Source organism: Acinetobacter sp. 22512 (genome assembly GCF_052044755.1).
In the GTDB taxonomy this organism is placed as follows: Bacteria; Pseudomonadota; Gammaproteobacteria; order Pseudomonadales; family Moraxellaceae; genus Acinetobacter; species Acinetobacter pittii.
The window spans coordinates 429,205-444,911 of record NZ_JBQENP010000001.1 but is presented as its reverse complement, the minus strand read 5'-3'; the positions used below and the strand labels follow the sequence as shown (position 1 = coordinate 444,911).

At 38.4% G+C, this 15,707-nt stretch carries 14 protein-coding genes; 4 read left to right on the top strand and 10 right to left on the bottom strand.

The features are described 5' to 3' along the window. Window positions 1–15: 15 nt before the first annotated feature. From ACTJJG_RS02120 to ACTJJG_RS02080, 9 genes are all read right to left on the bottom strand, one after another. A complete protein-coding gene (locus ACTJJG_RS02120) occupies window positions 16–711 on the bottom strand; it encodes a methionine ABC transporter permease (RefSeq protein WP_002119707.1) in 696 nt (231 codons plus the stop codon). Further along, on the bottom strand, window positions 708–1,733 hold the full coding sequence (locus tag ACTJJG_RS02115) for a methionine ABC transporter ATP-binding protein (protein WP_032063203.1): 1,026 nt from the start codon (window positions 1,731–1,733) through the stop codon (window positions 708–710). Before ACTJJG_RS02115 ends, ACTJJG_RS02120 begins: the two co-directional genes overlap by 4 nt. Window positions 1,734–1,808: 75 nt before the next feature. Beyond that, window positions 1,809–2,681: a MetQ/NlpA family ABC transporter substrate-binding protein gene (locus ACTJJG_RS02110; RefSeq protein WP_002119639.1), complete on the bottom strand. Its 873-nt coding sequence runs from the start codon at window positions 2,679–2,681 to the stop codon at window positions 1,809–1,811. 487 nt (window positions 2,682–3,168) lie between these two features. Next, window positions 3,169–4,455, bottom strand: coding sequence for a phosphoribosylamine--glycine ligase (gene purD, locus ACTJJG_RS02105; protein WP_002119643.1), 1,287 nt, complete (start codon window positions 4,453–4,455; stop codon window positions 3,169–3,171). A 122-nt stretch (window positions 4,456–4,577) separates the two neighbouring features. Then, window positions 4,578–6,152, bottom strand: coding sequence for a bifunctional phosphoribosylaminoimidazolecarboxamide formyltransferase/IMP cyclohydrolase (gene purH / locus ACTJJG_RS02100; RefSeq protein ID WP_032063200.1), 1,575 nt, complete (start codon window positions 6,150–6,152; stop codon window positions 4,578–4,580). Between the two features lie 85 nt (window positions 6,153–6,237). After that, window positions 6,238–6,507 carry a DNA-binding transcriptional regulator Fis gene (gene fis, locus ACTJJG_RS02095; protein ID WP_001086304.1) on the bottom strand — a complete coding sequence of 90 codons (270 nt, stop codon included), beginning with the start codon at window positions 6,505–6,507 and terminating at the stop codon, window positions 6,238–6,240. A 377-nt stretch (window positions 6,508–6,884) separates the two neighbouring features. Continuing rightward, window positions 6,885–7,730, bottom strand: a complete 846-nt coding sequence (locus tag ACTJJG_RS02090) for a zinc-ribbon and DUF3426 domain-containing protein (protein ID WP_032063199.1) — start codon at window positions 7,728–7,730, stop codon at window positions 6,885–6,887. 12 nt (window positions 7,731–7,742) lie between these two features. Beyond that, a complete protein-coding gene (gene prmA / locus ACTJJG_RS02085) occupies window positions 7,743–8,648 on the bottom strand; it encodes a 50S ribosomal protein L11 methyltransferase (RefSeq protein WP_032063197.1) in 906 nt (301 codons plus the stop codon). A 154-nt stretch (window positions 8,649–8,802) separates the two neighbouring features. Further along, entirely contained in the window at window positions 8,803–9,033 is a 231-nt protein-coding gene (locus tag ACTJJG_RS02080; protein WP_002119672.1) for a hypothetical protein, read from the bottom strand. A 232-nt stretch (window positions 9,034–9,265) separates the two neighbouring features. Between ACTJJG_RS02080 and mnmG the strand changes: the two genes are divergently transcribed. Next, window positions 9,266–11,146 carry a tRNA uridine-5-carboxymethylaminomethyl(34) synthesis enzyme MnmG gene (gene mnmG, locus ACTJJG_RS02075; protein ID WP_032063196.1) on the top strand — a complete coding sequence of 627 codons (1,881 nt, stop codon included), beginning with the start codon at window positions 9,266–9,268 and terminating at the stop codon, window positions 11,144–11,146. A 373-nt stretch (window positions 11,147–11,519) separates the two neighbouring features. Here mnmG and ACTJJG_RS02070 read toward each other — a convergent pair whose 3' ends face one another. Then, the gene (locus ACTJJG_RS02070; RefSeq protein ID WP_002119763.1) at window positions 11,520–12,527 is read right to left on the bottom strand and encodes a helix-turn-helix transcriptional regulator; all 1,008 of its coding nucleotides are present in this window, start codon (window positions 12,525–12,527) and stop codon (window positions 11,520–11,522) included. A gap of 225 nt (window positions 12,528–12,752) precedes the next feature. Here ACTJJG_RS02070 and ACTJJG_RS02065 point away from each other — a divergent pair, with 225 nt between their 5' ends. From ACTJJG_RS02065 to ACTJJG_RS02055, 3 genes are read left to right on the top strand one after another with little or no spacing between them, the layout of a single operon-like run. Then, on the top strand, window positions 12,753–14,303 hold the full coding sequence (locus ACTJJG_RS02065) for a circularly permuted type 2 ATP-grasp protein (protein WP_005803585.1): 1,551 nt from the start codon (window positions 12,753–12,755) through the stop codon (window positions 14,301–14,303). Between the two features lie 22 nt (window positions 14,304–14,325). Continuing rightward, window positions 14,326–14,922: an alpha-E domain-containing protein gene (locus ACTJJG_RS02060; RefSeq protein ID WP_002119585.1), complete on the top strand. Its 597-nt coding sequence runs from the start codon at window positions 14,326–14,328 to the stop codon at window positions 14,920–14,922. A 2-nt stretch (window positions 14,923–14,924) separates the two neighbouring features. After that, entirely contained in the window at window positions 14,925–15,704 is a 780-nt protein-coding gene (locus ACTJJG_RS02055) for a transglutaminase family protein (RefSeq protein WP_002119692.1), read from the top strand. Window positions 15,705–15,707 lie beyond the last annotated feature (3 nt).

Here is a 15,707-nt window from a genome sequence, read left to right as displayed (position 1 = left end):
TTTTATATGAGTAATTTAACGGATCTTAGAGAGCCAGTTACCTAGCGTCTGTACAATCTGTACTAAGAGCAATAGAACAATTACTGTTAAAATTACAACGCTTGTATCAAAACGTTGGTAACCATAAGAGATTGCTAAGTCACCAATACCACCTGCGCCCACTGCACCAGCCATTGCTGTTGCACCAATCAAACTGATTGTCGCTGTTGTGAGGTTTAAAATGAGTGAACTGCGTGCTTCTGGCAAAATAAAGCGGTAAATAATTTGCCAAGGTGTAGCACCCATCGCCTGAGCAGATTCAATAATTCCTTCATTTACTTCGAGTAGGGAAGTTTCAATCAAACGTCCCATATATGGACCAACGTAAATTGTTAAAGGGACAATCGCAGCCCATGTACCAATTGAAGTTCCTACCAATAACTTGGTAAGAGGAATCACTGCAATAAGTAAAATAATGAATGGGAGAGAGCGTAACGCATTTACAATTGGGTTGAGTAAATGATAGACGAATCTATTTGGCAAAATACCTTCTGGTCGAGTTACAAGCAAGATAACCCCTTGAATGAAACCCCAAATACCACCAAATAAAAGCGCAAAAAACACCATGTGAAATGTTTCTTGTAGAGCTGTTACAAACTGGTCAATTGAAAGAGAACTGTGCCAGAAAGGTTGAGTAAGTTCAGTTAACCACTGTACGATTAAATCTCTCATACTTGATCTCCTGATTGAACTACACTCACTTCATTTTTCTCTAAAAACTCGATAGCCTGTTTAATCAACTGTGGCTCACCTAGAAGCTGTACAAACATTTGACCAATGACAGTACCGTTAATTTCAGTCATGTTAGCGAATAAGATATTTAAACTAATATCAAATTGTTTAATCAGTGACTGAATTACAGGTTCTTGAGCAGAACGGCCCAAAAACTGTAAACAGTAGATGCTATGGTGATGCTGATTTTCGAGTTGATTTAAAATATTCACAGGCAACTGTTGATGTAACACAGTTTGAATAAAGTTTTTAGTCGTCGGATGTTGAGGATTACTAAAAATATCAATCGTTGAACCTTGTTCAATGACTTTACCAGCTTCCATCACAGCTACATGATCACAAACAGTTTCAATGACATCCATTTCATGGGTCACCATAACGATTGTGATTTTTTGCTCTTGATTGATTTTCTTGAGTAACTCTAAAACAGACTTGGTTGTTTGTGGGTCTAGGGCAGAGGTTGCTTCATCACACAAAAGAATTTTTGGATGATTTGCCAAAGCACGAGCAATACCGACACGTTGCTTTTGGCCGCCAGAAAGTTCATCAGGATAAGCATCTTTTTTATGCTTAAGATCAATGAACTCCAATAACTCATTTAAGCGCTTTTCACGTTCTGCTTTATTGTAATTCAGCAGACACATTGGCATTTCGATATTTTCAGCAACCGTTTTGGTTTGTAGCAAATTGAAGTGCTGAAAAATCATACCAATATTTGCACGTTCCTGACGTAATGAACGCGCATCCAAAGCAGTGAAGTCCTTTTGATTAATGATAACCTGACCTTCATTTGGTCGTTCAAGTAAGTTAATCAGGCGGATTAAAGTACTTTTACCTGCACCACTATAGCCAATAATACCAAAAATACTCCCTTCAGGAATTTCCAAATTAATTTGGTCCAGAGCTCGTATGGTTTGGCCTTTAAGCTGATAGTGCTTTGAAATGTTTTTAAATTGAATCATGTCGTCAAAAACTATGCTAAAAAGAAAAAACAGGCAAAGAGTCTTTGCCTGTTTCGCGTTGCAGCTATTATATTACTATTTAGCTTCCGTGAGGTAGCTGATTGGCTGATTCACGTCAACTTTTGTACCACCAAAGTGTTGTTCAACGTATTTTTTAACAGCTTCAGTGTGGTATAGCTGACCAACTTTCTGAAGAATTGGGTCATCTTTGCGAGATTCAGCTGTTGCAAGGATGTTTACATTCAGTTTAGTGCTTTGGTCAACAGGCTCATAGTAGATAGAATCTTTAAGTACGTTCAGACCACCTTCTAAAGCTAACGTATTACCTAAAACAATTGCATCAACTTCATCTTTTACGCGTACAGCTGTCGCCATTTGGATTGGTTTGATATCAATTTTTTTACTGTTATCTATAATATCGCTTGGTGTGCCTTTAGCAGGGTCGAAGTCAGCTTTAAGTTTAATTAAGCCAGCACTTTGTAATAACAATAATGCACGAGCTTCATTCGCTGCATCATTAGGAATTGCAATGCTTGCACCTTGTTGGAATTCTTCTACTTTTTTATGTTTACTTGAGTAGATCCCCATTGGCTCAAGATAAGTTGTAGCAACTGGAGCAATTTTATCTTTATTTGATGCATTGAAAGCCACCAAATATGCATAAGATTGGAATGCATTTAAGTCAACTTCTTTATTTGCTACAGCTGTATTCATTGCAACATAATCAGTGAAATTTTTCACCTCAAGCTTAACACCAGCAGCTTTAGTTTCTGGTAAAGTCGAAATATAACGCCAGATATCAGCGTCAGAACCAGTTGAGGCAATAACCACAGTTTGAAGTTGTGATGAATCACCACTCTTTCCAGCTTGTGGTTCACTTTGTTGTTTACCGCAAGCTGCAAGTAATAGCACAGACACGCTTAAAAAAAGACTGATCAGCTTTTTCATGTAAAAAAAGTCCTGATTAAGAGAGATATCAACTATTTAGTTGGCTCTCTAGAAAAGAAAATGAGTTTTGTTGTCACGTCACAAAGTTTTGAATGCTAAAAGTTATAGCTTTTAGGTCTTTTCTAATTCCTCAGATACTTGTTTTACCGTTTTTGATCTGTACTAAATAAAACTATTTTCACAACAGTTCTATCATGAGTTGACAGTCTTTAAGCGATTTCTAAAAGTATTTAATGTTAAAAATAAATATTATCCCTAACAGAATTAGATGATGAGCCTCAATATTTAAAGGCACAATAACTTTGTGGAAAGTTCCAACGCTTTATCTAATCATATCAATAAAAACATATTCAATATAGTGGACATGTTTCGATCTTATTGATTGGAAGTGAATAAAAACTGGGATTTATATAAAATTTTCTGATAAATAAGAATGAAATATAAAAAGCCCTCTTTAATAGAGGGCTTTTTATCAGTTGAGAGTTTTTTACTCAGCTTTTTCTCGTGCAATTGCGCGATAGCCAATGTCACTACGATATTGCATACCTGTAAAGGTTACTTGTCCGCATACTTCAAGTGCATTAATTTGTGCTTCAAGCACGCTGTCGCCTAGCGCAGTTACACAAAGAACTCGACCACCAGAAGTCACGATGTGACCATCTTCACGAGTTGCAGTGCCTGCGTGGAAAATTTTAGTATCTTCAGGTGATTGTCCAATACCTGAAATTACATCACCTTTGCGTACGCTATCAGGATAGCCTTCGGCTGCAAGTACGATACCGATTGACTTACGCTCATCCCATTCAGCTTCTTTTGGCAAATTGCCAGCAATGCCAGCTTCTACCAATTCAACAAGAGATGACTTTAAGCGCATCATGATTGGCTGAGTTTCAGGATCACCGAAACGACAGTTGAACTCGATCACACGCGGTTGGCCTTGTTCATCAATCATTAAGCCAGCATATAAGAAACCAGTGTAGACATGTCCGTCAGCAGCCATACCTTCAACAGTCGGACGCATGATTTCAGTCATAACACGTTCGAAAATGTCAGAAGTTACCACCGGAGCAGGAGAGTAAGCACCCATACCGCCAGTATTAGGACCTTGGTCACCTTCAAAAATACGCTTGTGATCTTGTGACGTTGCCATTGGTAAAATGTTTTTACCATCAATCATACAAATGAAAGAAGCTTCTTCACCTGCAAGGAACTGTTCAATTACAACACGTGAACCAGCATCACCGAATTTGTTGCCTGCAAGCATGTCATCAATTGCTGCAAAAGCTTCTTCGTTGGTCATTGCAACGATTACACCTTTACCAGCAGCAAGACCGTCTGCCTTAATTACAATTGGTGCACCATTTTTTTCAACATAAGCTTTAGCTGCATCAACTTCCGTAAATACTTCGTAAAAAGCAGTTGGAATGTTATGACGCTTTAAAAAATGTTTAGCAAATGCCTTTGAGCCTTCAAGCTGCGCAGCATATTGAGTTGGTCCCCAAATTTTTAGACCTGCTTCGCGAGCAGCATCTACCACACCATTCACTAAAGGTGCTTCTGGACCAACAATAATAAGTTCAACATTATTTTCTTTAGCAAAAGCGATAATTGCAGGGTTGTCTAAAATATCAAGCTGAACATTAACGCATTTGTCTTCAGTTGCAGTTCCCGCATTTCCCGGTGCAACGAAAACTTGAGTAACTTTGGTATCTTGCGCGATTTTCCATGCCAAAGCATGTTCACGACCACCACTACCTAAAACTAAAATATTCATTTTTAATTTGTTCCTTAACTTTAATCCTTTTCATCCCCCTCTATTCCTCAAGGTGGAGTTAGCTCCATTATTGTGGAAAACCCTCCTGAATGAAAGGAGGGTTAGGGAGGACTAAATTTAAATTAGTGGCGGAAATGGCGCATACCAGTGAACACCATTGCAATACCAGCTTCGTCTGCTGCAGCGATTACTTCTTCATCACGCATAGAACCACCTGGTTGAATGATGCATTTAATGCCAGCTTTAGCAGCATTATCAATGCCGTCACGGAACGGGAAGAATGCATCAGAAGCCATTACAGCACCTTCAACAACCAAACCAGCATGTTCAGCTTTAATGGCAGCAATACGCGCTGAGTTAACGCGACTCATTTGACCTGCACCCACACCAATAGTTTGGCGGTTTTTAGCATAAACAATTGCGTTTGATTTTACATATTTTGCAACTTTCCAAGCAAAGATAAGATCATCAATTTCTTGCTCAGTTGGCGCACGCTTAGTAACTACTTTAAGATCATCTTTAGTGATCATGCCCAAGTCTTGATCTTGAACAAGTAAGCCACCATTTACGCGTTTATAGTCAAGTTGCGGTGCACGTGCATCAATTGCAGGTAACTCGCCACATACTAAAACACGTACATTTTTCTTAGCGCCAGTTACTTCAAGCACGCCATCAGCAATACTTGGAGCAATAATAACTTCAACGAATTGACGCTCTACAATTGCTTGAGCAGTTGCAACGTCTAATTCACGGTTGAATGCAATAATACCGCCAAAAGCAGATTCTGGATCAGTTGCATAAGCTAAATCATAAGCAGCTTTAATGCCGTCTAAAGAAACCGCAACACCACAAGGGTTAGCATGTTTCACGATGACACAAGCAGGTTTTGCGAATGATTTAACACATTCAAGTGCAGCATCTGTATCTGCAATGTTGTTATAAGACAATTCTTTGCCTTGTAACTGTTTTGCAGTAGAAACTGATGCTTCTTTTGCATTAGCTTCGACATAGAAAGCAGCCGATTGATGTGGGTTTTCACCGTAACGTAAATCTTGTGCTTTGTTCAATTGAGTATTGAATGTACGAGGGAATAAGTCAGCTTCACCTTCAGTCTTACCAACGCGAGCGCCTAAGTAAGAAGCGATCATGCCATCGTATTGAGCTGTATGTTCAAATGCTTTAACTGCTAAATCAAAACGTGTTTCATAAGAAAGTGAACCAGCAGTTTTTAATTCATTAATTACAGTGTCGTAATCAGAAGCATTAACTACAATACCTACTGAAGCATGGTTTTTAGCAGCTGCACGAACCATTGTAGGACCACCGATGTCGATATTTTCGATTGCATCAGGAAGAGTACAATCAGGTTTTGCAACGGTTGCAGCAAATGGATAAAGGTTTACAACAACAATATCAATCGGATCGATGTTGTGTTCTTCCATAACTGCTTCATCTAAACCACGACGAGCAAGAATACCGCCATGAATTTTTGGATGTAAGGTCTTAACACGACCATCCATCATTTCAGGGAAGCCAGTATGTTCAGATACTTCTACAACCGCGATATTATTATCTTTAAGCAACTTATATGTGCCGCCTGTAGATAATAGTTCTACCCCTAGAGCTGCAAGGTTTTGAGCAAATTCGACAATTCCTGTCTTATCAGATACAGAAATCAAAGCACGTTTAATAGTCATGATGTTTAATTCAACAATTTCAAGTCTACGGATTAAAACCAATAAGCATAAAAAAATGCCCACGACGTCGTGAGCATTTTATCATTTATTCACTCATTAAACCGTGAGCTTTTAACTTTTTACGTAAAGTGCCACGGTTGAGTCCAAGAATTTCTGCAGCACGCGTTTGATTACCACGTGTATATTCAAGAACTACAGATAAAAGAGGTTTCTCCATTTCTGCTAGCACCATGTCATATACCTGAGATGGTTGCTCACCTTGCAATTGTGCAAAATAATGGCGAACTGCGCGATCCACGTGGATGCGAAGAGCAACATCAGATTGTGCAGTAAAAATAGGAGATTTGCTATTCATGCGAGTTAATCCGAAAATCAAATACTAGCTTGGGTAAAGTAGTATATAAATGTGGTCTAAAAATACGGAGTCCTGTTTTAGATCCTAAAACAGTGACTCTAAAACATAAGAACAATTAGCTTGCCATATTTCTTCGTATTGAATAAAAAATAAGCGTAACAATAATTAAATATTTGTTACAGCCCCCTCAAAAACAAAAAAAGTTAGGCTATGCGCTTAAAGTAGAAAAGCACACATGCTTAACAGTATTTTTTTTGGATTGAGAGCGAGGAGTATATGAGTCAAAGCTTTCGTGGCGCGTATCATACCATTGTCTAGGAAAAAGTGAGCAAATTAACTGCATTTTTTTTTATTTTTTTTTTCACTTTTTTTACATTTTAGGGGTGGACAATTTCTAATCGATAATTTACTAGCCTTTTTTTGCTTTTGTTTAGCTCAAATTGGAATCGGAATGGAGTGTTTGATGGAATACGTTGAATACCCCTTAAATTTTCGACTAGGTATTCTTGAGGAGTTAATATGATTTCCTCTGTTTTGTCTGGCTCTGTTGCAAAAATCAAGTTTAGGTTAGGAAGCTCAATACTTTTATCATTCTGGTTGAGCAATATGCCTGAGAACTGGGTATGGTTCGCATCGATCTTGCGGACTTTTAATTTTTCTATATAGATAAGTTGATAAAGTTCTGCTGATTTGTTGCAGTGCAGTATTTGGCAAACGTAATTAAAAGCATGGCTAACGGTTGGGCTTGCATGCATGAGCTTAGGGTTAAACCAGAGAATTTGAAAAGTAAAAACTAAAATTAAAATAAGGTTGGCAGAGCTCCAGAGCGTATAGTAAAGCCAACTATGCTTTTTATTGTTGTCTTGTTCTTGTGGGGATGCCTGCTCAGCTAAATTAAGATTTGGTAGAGCATTAATAGGTTCATTGTGAAAGTAATTTAAGTTGTTGAGGTAAGTTAAAAGATCAATATTAGAGTTTTCTACTTTTTGGTCAAAGATATCTAATACGTGAGAATGCGTCATATATCTTGTCTGCATTGAACCATTGGCTAGAGTCGTTGAGTTGACCATAACTGGCTGTTCAATATTGATTAGATGGGTTAAGGCATTAAAGCTTGAATTACATTTAGGGCAACAAACCATACCCTGGGCGACAGTCAATTGAGTAAGAGATACTTTATAAACTGTTAAACACTTAGGGCAGCGGGTTTGTTTTTCATTCATGAGTTAAAAATCTCAATTTATTGTTTTACGTTTTCCTGAAATGCGACACCAGTTTTCTTCGCGCTTTTCGACATCTAATATATCAAAAAATTCAGAATAAACACGTGAAACATCAGCAACTTGCTCTTCAATCACACCAGCAAGTGCGAACTCGCCCTCAGATTTGATTAAATTTGCAAATTCAGGCGCAAGCATCATTAAAGGTCCTGCTAAAATGTTTGCAACTAAAACATCGGCTTGTTTAGGTGTGAATTCTTGATCAAACTCTTCAGGAAGACCTACATATAGTCGATCTAATACACCATTAAGCTCTGCATTTTGTTTCGTTGCTAAAACAGCTTGCGGGTCAATATCTGTGGCATATACTTTTTTAGCGCCTAGTAATAAAGCTGCTACGCCTAAAATGCCTGAACCACAGCCATAATCAATCACGATTTTATCTTTAACGTCAGTTTTACCCAGCCATTGTAAGCATAGGAAAGTACTTGCGTGATTACCTGTACCAAATGCAAGACCTGGATCTAACTTAATATTAGTTGCATCCGCTTCTGGGGGCTCTAGCCATTCAGGCACAATCCAGAACTTTTCCCCAATCTGAATTGGCTCATAGTAATCCATCCATGCGCGTTCCCACACTTGATCTTCAAGTTCTTCATGACGCATAGGAACATCTGGAAGTTGAGCTTTTAAGAAAGCTTCTAAAGTGTCGACATCAATTGGGTCTTGTTCGTCTTGTTGATAGATGCCTGTCACAATAACTTTGTTCCATAAAGGTGTTTCACCCGGTAATGGTTCAAGTAAAGCCTGATCTTCAGCATCATCCAGCGTTACGCTTACCGCACCTAGAGACATTAAAAGTGTTTCTGTGAACTCAACTTGTTCTTGATCAACGGTAATGTGTATTTGTAACCACTTCACGAAAAGGACCTAAAAATTTTATTTAAAGGCGTATTGTAGCGGACTAGACCATTTTAAAAAAGAAAGCGGCCCATCTTTAATGGACCGTCTTTGAAAATACTGATGAGATATAGCGGAAAATAAATGACTTCTTCTATACCTATGTCAAAACAGATTAAGGAGCAGGGGCCTTAAATTGTAACTTGCCATTTTCATTTGGTTGGCAAGTACCGTTAAAGGTCACACCATTGTGATTGTAAGAAACCCATTCACCTTGCTGTTTTTTTGCACAGACTCGAATTTGTTTTTGCATTTCGGCTTTGCTCGTGTCAGCAGCATGGGTAAAAGTTACGCCTGAAAAACAAATTAGAGATGCAGTTAAGATTTTTAACATGGTCGTTTTCATTTTGTATTCCTTCTCGTTGCGTTAATTTTAAAGTCATAGAAGTGCTGTACATTTTTTATTCTAAGATGAATTAATTTTAAAAACATTCACTTTGTATTGAATTCATGAAACAAAATGTCAAATCATGTGGCATAGCGTAAATTATGTGAAGACAATTTTGTAATTATGTACATCAATAAGCAGATAATTTTGCTATAATGTTCCGTCTTTTTTTTCTGGTGTTTTTGTACTCATGCACTATCCTAAAGTTTATGATGTTATCGTTATCGGTGGCGGTCACGCAGGTACGGAAGCGGCCCTTGCTGCTGCGCGTATGGGACGACAGACTTTGCTTTTGACCCATAACATTGAGACTTTGGGCCAAATGAGTTGTAACCCAGCAATTGGTGGTATTGGTAAGTCTCACCTAGTCCGTGAAATTGATGCACTTGGTGGTGCAATGGCTCTGGCTGCCGATAAAGGTGGTATTCAGTTCCGTATTTTAAATTCGCGTAAAGGTGCAGCTGTGCGTGCAACACGTGCTCAAGCTGACCGCGTGCGCTATAAAGCTGCTATCCGTGATACTTTGGAAAATCAAGCAAATCTTGACATTTTCCAGCAAGCAGCTGATGATCTGATTGTTGAAGGCGATACCGTTAAAGGTGTTGTTACCCAAATGGGTATTCGCTTTGATGCAAAAACTGTTGTGTTGACTACAGGTACATTCTTGGGTGGTGTAATCCACGTTGGTTTAGAAAAATCAAGCGGTGGTCGTGCGGGAGATCCTCCTTCTATTGCACTTGCTCAACGTTTACGTGAGTTAAAATTACCAGTGGGACGTTTAAAGACTGGTACTCCACCACGTATTGATGCACGTTCAGTTGATTTTTCAGTCATGATTCCGCAGCCGGGTGATTTCCCATCTCCAGTGATGTCATTCATGGGTGATGCTTCTATGCACCCTGAACAAGTAAACTGTTATATCACGCATACGAATGAAAAAACCCACGATATTATTCGTGGTGGTTTAGACCGTTCACCAATGTACACTGGTGTTATTGAAGGTGTAGGTCCGCGTTACTGTCCATCAATCGAAGATAAGATTCACCGTTTCGCTGATAAAGACTCACATCAAGTATTCTTGGAACCAGAAGGTCTAGATACACATGAGCTTTATCCAAACGGTATTTCGACTTCTTTACCATTTGATGTTCAGTTCGAGCTTGTACGTTCAATTCGTGGTATGGAAAATGCTCATATCTTACGTCCGGGCTATGCAATTGAATATGACTATTTCAACCCGCAAGCTTTGAAATTTACACTTGAAACTAAAGCGATTAATGGCTTGTACTTTGCTGGTCAAATTAATGGTACAACAGGTTACGAAGAAGCTGGTGCCCAAGGTTTACTTGCAGGTTTAAATGCTGCGTGTCGTGCGTGGGAGCAAGAAGAGTGGACGCCTAAACGTGACCAAGCTTACATGGGTGTATTAGTTGATGACCTCATTACGTTAGGTACTAAAGAACCATACCGTATGTTTACCTCACGTGCCGAATATCGTTTGATGTTGCGTGAAGATAATGCGGATCAGCGCTTAACTTCTATTGGTCGTGAACTTGGTTTGGTTGATGATGTTCGTTGGGCTGCTTATTGCGAGAAAATGGAAGCGGTTGAGCGTGAAACCTCTCGTTTACAACATTTATGGGCAGCACCAAATAACCCTATGGGTAAAAAATTCGTTGAAATGACGGGTGCTGATTTGAGTAAGGAATGTAGTGCGATTGATTTGCTTAAGCGCCCTAATATCACCTTCGGTCAAATTGCTGAACTTACTGGCTCTGAAGTTTCAGAACAAGTGGGTGAGCAAATTGAAATTGCTGTGAAATATGAAGGTTACATTAACCGTCAGCATGAAGATGTTGCTCAATTAAAGCGTCTTGAAGAAACTAAAATTCCTGCCGACTTTGACTATGATGTCGTGTCTGGGTTGTCACGTGAAATCACGCAGAAGTTAAAAACAGTTCTTCCAGAAACTTTAGCTCAAGCAAGCCGTATTCCTGGTGTTACGCCAGCAGCAGTTCAACTCGTAATGATCACAATTCGTAAAAACAATATGATTAAGAAAACAGCTTAATCATTTAAATGTACAAAAAGCCCATTTATTGGGCTTTTTTATTTTCTATTCAAAAAATATATGGAAACTTCCTAAGGAAGAAAAGAGATTTCGCTTCCTTTTTTTCTTATTTCACATATTTTAAGCCGCCAGTTATATTGAATTCACGTTCAAACAAGAGGGCTTTAACCATGACAATGAAATCAATTCGCTACAATGGATATGAAATGGCATGCCAATGCTCATGTTCAAAATAGCGCAAAAGAAAGAGCAGATCAGTTTTGGTGGGGGAGAATACATTGATCTGAAACAAGTAAAAAAATAAGAACAATATAAAATTAAGAAAATTATAATTCAAAATCTAAAGAGAACCTTACGGTTCTCTTTTTTATATCTATTTATTCTCAGTTTCAATTTCTCGCACAGCATTATGTACTTGTACTGGCTCAATATGCAGTAATTTCTTACCAAAACTACGTAGCCACCATACTAGTTGAGATGTAAAAGGTACAGTCGCTGAAACTTCTACAATATTTTCTTCAAGCGGAGTAATCGTTTGGTCTTTACTTAACTGACTTTCATAAAAGGTTTTAGCAGTTTGCTCTGTCATGGTTAAGGTGAGCTGAATTGATTCAGTTGGTTGGTTATAGTCCACTCTAAAGCCTAAAGCCCCTGAGTCAATATAATGATCAATATCAAAATTAACTGGATGCAGTGCTCGACTGTCTAATACTTTTGCTGATTTAAAACGGTGCAGAGCAAATGTTTGAACTTCAGTTTTGTCATGTCGTGTGCAAATTAAATAAATGACTGCACCTTTTTGTACCAAAGCCAAAGGATTTAAAACATAAGTTCTGTCTTCACCCTGATTGACCCGTGCCCGATAAACACATTCTATTTGCTTGTCTTGGAGCAAACCTTCATAAATTGCTTGTTGAGCATTTCGGTCAACTACAGGTGGAATTAACGGTTGGCTTGCCGGAACAATACGTACACGGTTAATCCACTGTCTCACATTATTTTGAGTAGAGAGACTACGTTTGGCCAAATCGAACCATGGTCCCATCTCATCAAGCAGGCTCGGAGGAAGGAGGTGCTTAAGGTGCTCCTCAACCATCATAAAGGTTACCGCTTGAGAACTTGTCATGTGAGGTAAGCTTTGAATAGGCGCATCGGATTGCCACCGCCAGCCTTGAGGTACGGCTTTATTGCTCTCTATCGGAAAACGCTGAGCAATTTGATTTAAGTCACGCTGAATAGTCCTTAAACTAATATCAATACCTTCACGCTCAAGCATTTCTTGCAATTCTCGAGTCCCGATCCATTTGCCGGTCGGTAGGCGAGACAAGATCTGCCATTGGCGATATAAACTATTCGAAGTTTCTTTTTCTATTACAGACATAAGCGTAATACATCTATATCCAATTGCTTTGGTGTCAACACAATAAAAAATCTTTACAGATTTAGCAAGTTTGTCAGATTCAGTTTATAGCCCATTGGGCAAACGATGATAAGATTTAGAAGAAAGTTATAACAATGATGCCGTACAAGTATTACAGATATATAAGTGGCACTGAAATTGCTTATTTAAAAATGAAATATAGATAAATGATAAGACGAGGTGGTTATGTCAGAACAAGAGCATGAATTACATCTAGATAATGATTTTTTTATACAAGAGCAGACAACAACAGCACTCATTAACCCAACCTCTTTTTTAGAACATATTTCTGTGCAAACCAATTTCTTTGAGCAACTCAAATCACAGTTCTTTAATGAGATGCTTGATGATGTAACATCAAATGGTGCAGCTTCTAAAAAAATTGAACAATGGTTGAGCATCCGTACTTTAGATGAGTTAAAGGAGTTAAATACCCAAGCAAAACAGCATTTTCTTTATCATGGGATTACTTTTAATGTTTATGGCGATAAAGAAGGAACGGAGCGCACTATTCCTTTTGATTTAATTCCAAGAGTAATCGAGAAAAAACAATGGGAAAAAATTGCCTCAGGCTGTGCACAGCGTGTTAAAGCATTAAATTATTTCCTAGATGATATTTATCATGGACAACATATTTTAAAAGAACAAATCATTCCCGAAGAACAAATTATGGGAAATGATGCTTTCCAGCCCCATATGCTTAAACATTCTTTAAAAGGAAAAATTTATTCACAAATTAGTGGGATCGATATTATCCGTGATGGTGAAGGGGAGTTTTTTGTATTAGAAGATAATTTGAGAACACCTTCTGGGGTGTCTTATATGATTGAGAGCCGAAATATTAGCCAGAAATTAATGCCTGAGCTATGTACAGCCAATAATTTACAGGGGATTGAGCATTATCCAAAACTTTTAAAAGAAATATTGCAAGAAAATTCTTCTGCAGATCAACCCTTTATTGTGGTGCTAACACCAGGGCGTTTTAACAGTGCTTATTATGAGCACGCTTTTCTAGCGCGTGAAATGGATGTGCCATTAGTTACAAATCGGGATTTATTTGTAGAAAATGATCAAGTATTTGTCAAAACTATTCGTGGGCGTCAAAAAGTAGACGTAATTTACCGCCGTTTAGATGATGACTTTCTAGATCCTTTAGCATTTCGACCAGACAGTGCTTTAGGTGTAGCAGGTCTTATGTCTGCTTATTTACAAAAAAATGTTGTGATTGCAAATGCACCTGGAACAGGCGTGGCTGATGATAAATCTATCTATCCTTATGTAGATCAAATGATTCAATATTATTTGGATGAAACACCAATTCTAAAAAATGTACCCACTTATCAGTGCCGTAAAGAAGAACACTTAGACTATGTACTCTCTAATCTTGATCAATTAGTCGTTAAGGAAGCACAAGGTTCGGGCGGATATGGCATGTTGATTGGACCTAAAGCAAGCTCATGCGAAATTGATGAGTTTAGAAAAAAATTGATTGCGATGCCTCATATGTATATTGCGCAGCCTACCTTAGCTTTATCTGTCGCTCCAACTTTAACTACGGGAGGAGTAGCGGAACGTCATATTGATTTGCGTCCATTTGTATTGAGCTCACCTTATCGTACAGAGATTGTGCCTGGTGGCTTAACACGTGTGGCCATGCAGGCGGGTTCTTTAGTTGTAAATTCGTCTCAAGGTGGCGGTATAAAAGATACATGGGTTGTTGAAACATTACATTCCTGATTGTGGGTTAAAGAGGAACTTTATGGTTTTACTCAATTCGAGTGCGCATCAAATATATTGGTTGGGTCGATATTTGATGCGAGTTAAATTTGCAGCCTCTCATTTACCCTTTACAGAAGATGAGAAAGCAACAAGATTTGCAGCAGCATTTGGTTTGGTCATAGAAAATGCTGAATTACTAAATCACTATATGTTAGACAAGAAGCAAACATTTTCATTACTGAACCAGCTCATTATTGCTAAAGATAATATTCAGGAACTAAGAGGTATTTTGTCATCACATGCTTATGCAGAATTAAATAATGTGATTAATACGCTTCAAGCTCAACCTGATGCATTGAGTAAAGCAGTCGAACAATGCACGCAAATACTAGAAGTGGAACATGAAGACGTTCGTTTATTTCTGCATTTAGGCCAAAAAATAGAGCAATTTGATATAGAACTGCGTTTTGGAGAAGATTTATCTGTTCTCATATCAGAGCTAGATATAGTGGTGCAACAGCTCGCTAATTTGAATTGGGAAAATATAAATGAAAATTGGCAAGCGCTAAAGCAGCAACTTATGTGGGACGCTTACTATACTTTTACACAGCAGTTGGAAAATATGTTTGAGGGCTGATTATGAAATTGATGGTTAATCATCAAACGCATTATAGCTATACTGAAACTGCTCGGAACAGCATTCAGTATATTAAAATGATGCCTCAAACATCGCCTCACCAACATGTTATGAATTGGGCAATTAGCGTGCCGGGTGATAAAACAATAAAGAGAGATATATTTAACAATGTATGGATGACGGCTAGTCAGCGTTATCCATACCAACATCTTACATTTATGGCCCAAGGAATTGTTGAGCTTCAAAATATAGAACTAGGTTGTGTAGATCTCTCTACACCTACTAATTTGTTTTTGCAGATGACAGGTGCAACCCGATGTGATACGGAAATGTTGGACTTTGCAAAAAATATTGTGGTGAATAAAGACCGACAACATATTGCATTATTAAGCGAAAATATCTTACAGAAAATACTTTATCAGCCTGAAAGTACTTCGGTTCAGACAACTGCGATCGAAGCATTTCAAGCTGGACAAGGTGTATGCCAAGATCATGCTCACATTTTAATTGCGATGTGTCGTGCGCTACAATTACCTGCACGTTATGTCTCTGGTTATCTATTTGATCAAAACTATCCGCACCTGGCCAGTCACGCTTGGGCGGAGGTATTTTTAGAAAATCAGTGGTATTGTTTTGATGTAAGCAATCAGTTGTTTACACCCAAACATCATATCTACCTTGCAGTAGGACGTGACTATCTCGATGTGGCACCTATTCGTGGCGTAAGAGAGCAAGGTGGAGTTGAGAACATGATGTCTGTGGTTCAAGTGTTGGCATGTTGAATG

Bases quoted from the DNA above. Each gene is read 5' to 3' on its own strand.
- ACTJJG_RS02120 (WP_002119707.1), bottom strand. From the start codon at position 711: ATGAGAGATTTAATCGTACAGTGGTTAACTGAACTTACTCAACCTTTC.
- purH (WP_032063200.1), bottom strand. From the start codon at position 6,152: ATGACTATTAAACGTGCTTTGATTTCTGTATCTGATAAGACAGGAATT.
- purD (WP_002119643.1), bottom strand. From the start codon at position 4,455: ATGAATATTTTAGTTTTAGGTAGTGGTGGTCGTGAACATGCTTTGGCA.
- ACTJJG_RS02060 (WP_002119585.1), top strand. From the start codon at position 14,326: ATGGTTTTACTCAATTCGAGTGCGCATCAAATATATTGGTTGGGTCGA.
- ACTJJG_RS02115 (WP_032063203.1), bottom strand. From the start codon at position 1,733: ATGATTCAATTTAAAAACATTTCAAAGCACTATCAGCTTAAAGGCCAA.
- ACTJJG_RS02065 (WP_005803585.1), top strand. From the start codon at position 12,753: ATGTCAGAACAAGAGCATGAATTACATCTAGATAATGATTTTTTTATA.
- ACTJJG_RS02070 (WP_002119763.1), bottom strand. From the start codon at position 12,527: ATGTCTGTAATAGAAAAAGAAACTTCGAATAGTTTATATCGCCAATGG.
- mnmG (WP_032063196.1), top strand. From the start codon at position 9,266: ATGCACTATCCTAAAGTTTATGATGTTATCGTTATCGGTGGCGGTCAC.
- ACTJJG_RS02110 (WP_002119639.1), bottom strand. From the start codon at position 2,681: ATGAAAAAGCTGATCAGTCTTTTTTTAAGCGTGTCTGTGCTATTACTT.
- ACTJJG_RS02080 (WP_002119672.1), bottom strand. From the start codon at position 9,033: ATGAAAACGACCATGTTAAAAATCTTAACTGCATCTCTAATTTGTTTT.
- ACTJJG_RS02055 (WP_002119692.1), top strand. From the start codon at position 14,925: ATGAAATTGATGGTTAATCATCAAACGCATTATAGCTATACTGAAACT.
- ACTJJG_RS02090 (WP_032063199.1), bottom strand. From the start codon at position 7,730: ATGAATGAAAAACAAACCCGCTGCCCTAAGTGTTTAACAGTTTATAAA.
- fis (WP_001086304.1), bottom strand. From the start codon at position 6,507: ATGAATAGCAAATCTCCTATTTTTACTGCACAATCTGATGTTGCTCTT.